Origin of the sequence: Hydrocoleum sp. CS-953, assembly GCF_002260545.1 — a bacterium.
Lineage (GTDB): Bacteria > Cyanobacteriota > Cyanobacteriia > Cyanobacteriales > Microcoleaceae > Trichodesmium.
This window is the reverse complement of record NZ_LGSU01000972.1, coordinates 1-5,753: the sequence shown is the minus strand read 5'-3', so window position 1 is coordinate 5,753 and position 5,753 is coordinate 1. Positions and strand designations below refer to the sequence as shown.

Sequence of the window (5,753 nt, the reverse complement as noted above, 5' to 3'; positions counted from 1 at the left end):
AAAATTATCCTCTATTTCTGGTCTCAATCAAAATGACTGGAGTTGAAAAATTCTCTCTTTACCTATCAGCTCCAGAAAATCACTAAATTCCCCAAACTATCAGCAATTATTTTTCTGAGTCGGTACTAAATATTGGCAAAATTATCGGCATTTTTTCTGGTGGAAAATTTCTGGATGAAATGAAAATTATCCTCTATTTATCCCCTCAATCAAAATGACTAGAGCTGAAACATTATCTCCTTAGCTGTCAGTCTGAGAAAATCGGTAAATTCCCAAAACTATCAGCAAGTATTTTCTGGATGAAATGAAAATTACCCTCTATTTCTCCCTTCAATCAAAATTACTAGAAATGAAAAATTATCTATTTGGCTGTCAGTCTGAGAAAATCACTAAATTCCCAAAACTATCAGCAAGTATTTTTCTGAGGAAGTGGTAAATTTTGCCAAACTTATCGGCATTTTTTCNCTCTATTTCTCCCTTCAATCAAAATTACTAGAAATGAAAAATTATCTATTTGGCTGTCAGTCTGAGAAAATCACTAAATTCCCAAAACTATCAGCAAGTATTTTTCTGAGGAAGTGGTAAATTTTGCCAAACTTATCGGCATTTTTTCTGTGACAAAATCTGTGAATGAGATGAGAATTGTCTTTGACTTTCCCTCAAAAAAATTAGTAGAGTGATTCATTAATTGATAATGAATAATGGATAATGAAAACTATCTCTAATTATCAATTATCCATTATCCATTATCCATTGGTAAAACCTCCCCAAAAATCTGTCAATTAAACCTTAGCTTCTTCCTTAACTAACTTATCCCAACCTAAATCCTTCAAAGCATTATTTCGACGCAAAGGACGAGTTACTAATTCCAGAATATCACGAGCATTTGTAAACCCATGAATTTGAGCAAAAGTAAACTCAACAGACCACTTAGTATTAATACCTCGCGCCTCCAAAGGATTAGCATGAGCCATACCAGTAATTACCAAATCTGGCTGTAATTCATAAATCCTTTGAATCTGATTATAATTGTCAGGTTTCTCAATAATCTTCGGCAAAGGCGCACCCATTTCCTGACAAGTTTTTTCCAACATTTCCAACTCAGCTTTTTGATATCTTTTATCCATATAAGGAATACCTATTTCTGGGCAAGTCATACCACAACGAATCAAAAAACGAGCCAAAGAAATTTCCAACAAATTATCTCCCATAAAGAAGACAGACTTACCACGAATTAACTGAATATAGTCTTCTAAATTCTCCCAAATTTGCTTTTCTCTTTCTGCTAAACCTTGAGGTTCTATACCAAAAACAGAGCAAATCTTTTCAATCCAAGCCCTACTTCCATCAGGTCCGATAGGGAATGGCGCACCAATTAATTTACATTTACGACGGCGCATTAAAGTAGTAGCAGTACGACTCAAGAAAGGATTTAAACCTGCCACATAATATCCCTCTTCAATAACTGGTAATTCGGTGTAACGTTTAGCAGGTAACCAACCAGAAACCTTAATTCCTTGCTTCTTCAATTCTAAAGTTAATTGAGTAACAACTGGGTCTGGTAAAGAGCCAAATAAAACTAAAGGTGGATGATTAACATATTCAGATTCTTCCGCAGCAACCTCCTCTTTTTTCCTGCCAAAACTTAAGAGTTTTTGGATGCCATTTCTTTCCTCTTTTTCTGCTTCTAAAACTTGTTTCGGACAACGAGCAGCCATTGCTGCTAAAACCGTATCTTCCCCTTGAGTAAAAGCATAATCCAAACCATTAGCACGAGCAACCACAATGGGAATGCCAATTTCTGACTCTAATTTAGGAGCCAAACCTTCCAAATCCATTTTAATAATTTCAGTCGTACAAGTGCCAATCCAAACTATCACACTAGGATTTCTGTCACGCTTAATTTGTAAACATAAACGCTTCAATTCATCATAATCATTTAACTTAGCTGAAATATCACCTTCTTCCAACTCAGCCATAGCATAACGAGGTTCAGCAAAAATCATTACTCCCATGGCATTTTGTAAGAAATAACCACAAGTTTTAGTACCTATTACTAAGAAGAAACTATCCTCTATTTTTTGATAAAGCCAAGACACACAACTAATCGGACAAAAAGTATGATAATTGCCAGTTTCACATTCAAAAGTTAAAGCTTCAGGTTGAATAGTATTAGTCATAAAAAATACTCCTATTTATCAACATTTTTTGGGGAAAATCAATAGTTACAAATGCAAAAATTGACTACTTCCAGGAAGAAAGTTATACCGTTTCACGGAAGTCATGCATCGAGTGTGTAATTCTGAGGTCTCCATTTCCTGCGGAATCCGTAAGGAAACAGAATGTAAGACACACTCAAGACACTCAACAGTCTTGCATTAAGATTTTATGGGCTGCAAAACCCTGACACTACAGTAACTTCAGGAAATTATTTCACATTTAAAGTTGTAAACTATTTGTGACATCTTTAAAGTGAATTGGTATTACAGGGATTAATTGTAGGGATTTACTTACCAAACCCCTACTCCTCCTAAACAAGGGGATAAATCAGTCTTGAGAGCTTTCTTCTTAACTAACCAAAGAAATATCTTTGGGGAATCTTCAAAATGCTCTTACACAGTCGGCTGATTTCTAAACCTAGCTTTGGTGCTTACTTTTCTGATAATATTTGGTATTTCCAGGAACCTTATAGTCTGTATTCAGATGCCAATTCTTAGCACTTTCATACAAGCTGCACCTTTTCCCTGTTCCTTTTTCCCTGCGCGATATGAAACGCTTTTGCGCAGCATTCAGTAGGAAAGCTTGTTAGAACGACTTAGGTTTCTCATCATTAGATTTTTTACCATAAGTAGCTAGATTGTCTCCATCTAAAAACGAGGCAATCTTTGTATAACTCATTTTGTTTTTCTATAAAGAATATGGCATATTCTTCATCTAACTGAACTATTCTATCTTTGAGTCTAGCGGTAGGAATTGGCAAAAAGTCTGAGTTTTGTAACAGTCAATATTCCTGGTACTTAACCCAATAACCGTTCAGGATCATTATTATTAGAAGACTTTTTATCTCCAGCTAAAGAATCTAGATCAGCCTCATCCAAATTTAAGTCTTCTCCATCCAGGTCAAGATCAAAATCTCCTAAATCATCAATTTGATTATCATCTCCTAATTCGCTAAGGTCTATATCATCTAGCTCATCTGAGGAACTTTGACCAAATAGATTTACATCTTCATCACCAAGCTCATCTAGTCCTGACTCGTCTAACTTAGCCGATGTATCCTCAAATGGATCGGGAATATCTTCTGCTAGAAAATCAGAGCTATCTCCTCCCAGATCGATATCATCAGACTTATTTCCATCTAGATCGTCAAGGTCAATATCTCCCAAATCATCATCAACTTCTGAGTCAGAATCTAGTCCCATATCCAAATCATCCGCTGCCGACTCCATATCCAAGTCCAAATCATCATCAGCTTCTGAGTCAGAATCTAGTCCCATATCCAACTCATCCGCTGCTGAATCCATATCCAAGTCCAAATCATCATCAGCTTCTGAGTCAGAATCTATATCCAAGTCCAAATCATCATCAGCTTCTGAGTCAGAATCTAATCCCATATCCAACTCATCATCAACTTCTGAGTCAGAATCTAATCCCATATCCAACTCATCCCCAGCCGACTCTATATCCAAGTCCAAATCATCATCAGCTTCTGAGTCAGAATCTAATCCCATATCCAACTCATCATCACTTTCCAGTTCCAAGTCTGACTCACCTTGGTCATCATCAGACAAATCATCCGAATCTCGATCTAATCCAGCAGCTAATGCAACTCCTCCAGCTACAGCAGCAGCTCCAGTAATTGCTGCTGCTGCTGCTGTACCTAAATCATTAGAATCCTCAATTGTATCTGGCATAAGTGGCTGATTTACTCCTGGTGACTCCAGAGCATCTTCATTTGGAGTATCCAAAGAGGATATAGGAGTTGATTGGTCTAAGGGAGAACCAGATTTTACGCCTATGGCAATGTCAGGGTCAAAATTTAAACCTAAAACCTCTACTAAACTATCTGCATCTGCCTTAAGTTTAGAGAAGGGCAACATTAATGCTTCTAATTCTGGGTCCAGGGCATTGAGAATTCCCAGGATAAGGTATGATACAGGTCTCCTACCTCCATCAGGAGTTTGGACTGTATTTTGTTCTGTCATGTGGAGTATTAACCATGGGCGATTTTTTTGGTAATACTCTAACCATTTTTGTTTGAGGGACGTTGATAATTGTTTAAAGAAAACCATGATCTTTATATTCCTTATCCTGAGAAGGGCTAAATCTATTAAACCATCATCAGGTCAAGCTCTTCATCCTCTGACATAACTTGAGGCTTACTGGGATTTAAGTAGAAGTCAGATAGCAGGGAGAACAAATCACGATCTGGAGATTCATTGGGTACTACTCCCTCTGGCAGAGCCAAAATTTGGTCAGCAATATTTAGGTAATAATTACAAACGTATTGGAGAGAAGGATCGCTTTCGGCCATTTCAAATAATGTTTTGCCTTTGACACGAGAAACTCGAATATCTTCAATNAGATTCATTGGGTACTACTCCCTCTGGCAGAGCCAAAATTTGGTCAGCAATATTTAGGTAATAATTACAAACGTATTGGAGAGAAGGATCGCTTTCGGCCATTTCAAATAATGTTTTGCCTTTGACACGAGAAACTCGAATATCTTCAATGAGTGGCAGAACTTCCAGGACTGGCATTGGTACGGCTTCTACATATTTATTAATCAAATCCCGTTTGGATGTACGGTTGCCTATTAGGCCAGCTAAACGTAGGGGATGGGTACGAGCTTTTTCTCGCACAGAGGCGGCAATGCGGTTAGCTGCAAATAGGGCATCAAAGCCATTATCTGTAACAATCATGCAGTAGTCGGAATAGTTGAGTGGAGCTGCAAAACCACCACAAACTACGTCGCCCAATACATCAAATAGGATTACGTCGTATTCGTCAAAGGCGTTTAATTCTTTGAGTAGTTTTACTGTTTCACCAACAACGTAGCCACCACAACCTGCTCCAGCCGGAGGTCCACCTGCTTCTACACAGTCTACACCACCATAGCCTTTATATATGACATCTTCTGGCCNGTTGAGTGGAGCTGCAAAACCACCACAAACTACGTCGCCCAATACATCAAATAGGATTACGTCGTATTCGTCAAAGGCGTTTAATTCTTTGAGTAGTTTTACTGTTTCACCAACAACGTAGCCACCACAACCTGCTCCAGCCGGAGGTCCACCTGCTTCTACACAGTCTACACCACCATAGCCTTTATATATGACATCTTCTGGCCAAATGTCTTCATAATGGTAATCCTTTTCTTGCAAGGTGTCAATAATTGTGGGGATGAGAAATCCTGTAAGGGTAAATGTACTGTCGTGTTTTGGGTCACAACCGATTTGTAGAACTTTTTTACCACGCTTGGCTAAGGCAACTGAGATATTGCAGCTTGTTGTAGATTTGCCAATTCCGCCTTTTCCGTATACTGAAAGTTTCACTTTTTTTCTCCTAAATAATTCTCTATTCAGAATTTAGAATTCAAAATTTAGAACTCAGAATTCAGAAGTAATCTCTGATAACTGGTAACTGAAATGCCTTATTTATTTGCTTAATGCTATAAATCTATTTTTTTGGCTTCTCAATGGAATTATCGTCTAACTTCACTACAAAGAAAAGGGGGTAAAAATTTATAAACT

5 protein-coding genes and 1 pseudogene are annotated in these 5,753 nt (G+C 37.7%); all 6 read right to left on the bottom strand.

The window, feature by feature from the left end; genetic code table 11:
- Positions 1-538: 538 nt before the first annotated feature.
- A complete protein-coding gene (locus AFK68_RS36780) occupies positions 539-685 on the bottom strand; it encodes a hypothetical protein (RefSeq protein ID WP_168186461.1) in 147 nt (48 codons plus the stop codon).
- A 97-nt stretch (positions 686-782) separates the two neighbouring features.
- Complete coding sequence (locus AFK68_RS13655; RefSeq protein WP_094673277.1) at positions 783-2,180, bottom strand: ferredoxin:protochlorophyllide reductase (ATP-dependent) subunit N; 1,398 nt, start codon at positions 2,178-2,180, stop codon at positions 783-785.
- A gap of 837 nt (positions 2,181-3,017) precedes the next feature.
- Positions 3,018-4,292, bottom strand: coding sequence for a DUF5331 domain-containing protein (locus AFK68_RS13650; protein ID WP_168186460.1), 1,275 nt, complete (start codon positions 4,290-4,292; stop codon positions 3,018-3,020).
- Between the two features lie 38 nt (positions 4,293-4,330).
- Entirely contained in the window at positions 4,331-4,573 is a 243-nt protein-coding gene (locus tag AFK68_RS13645) for a hypothetical protein (RefSeq protein ID WP_371357378.1), read from the bottom strand.
- Positions 4,574-4,583: 10 nt separating this feature from the next.
- A pseudogene (locus AFK68_RS45095) lies at positions 4,584-5,143 on the bottom strand (ferredoxin:protochlorophyllide reductase (ATP-dependent) iron-sulfur ATP-binding protein); the annotation flags it as partial.
- A 1-nt stretch (position 5,144) separates the two neighbouring features.
- Positions 5,145-5,555 (bottom strand): AAA family ATPase (locus AFK68_RS34980; RefSeq protein ID WP_168186462.1); only part of this gene is annotated, 411 nt, incomplete at its 3' end.
- Positions 5,556-5,753 lie beyond the last annotated feature (198 nt).

What these genes read in the sequence shown, in the direction of transcription:
- AFK68_RS36780 (WP_168186461.1), bottom strand. Translation starts at nt 685, where the DNA reads ATGAATCACTCTACTAATTTTTTTGAGGGAAAGTCAAAGACAATTCTC.
- AFK68_RS13655 (WP_094673277.1), bottom strand. Translation starts at nt 2,180, where the DNA reads ATGACTAATACTATTCAACCTGAAGCTTTAACTTTTGAATGTGAAACT.
- AFK68_RS13650 (WP_168186460.1), bottom strand. Translation starts at nt 4,292, where the DNA reads ATGGTTTTCTTTAAACAATTATCAACGTCCCTCAAACAAAAATGGTTA.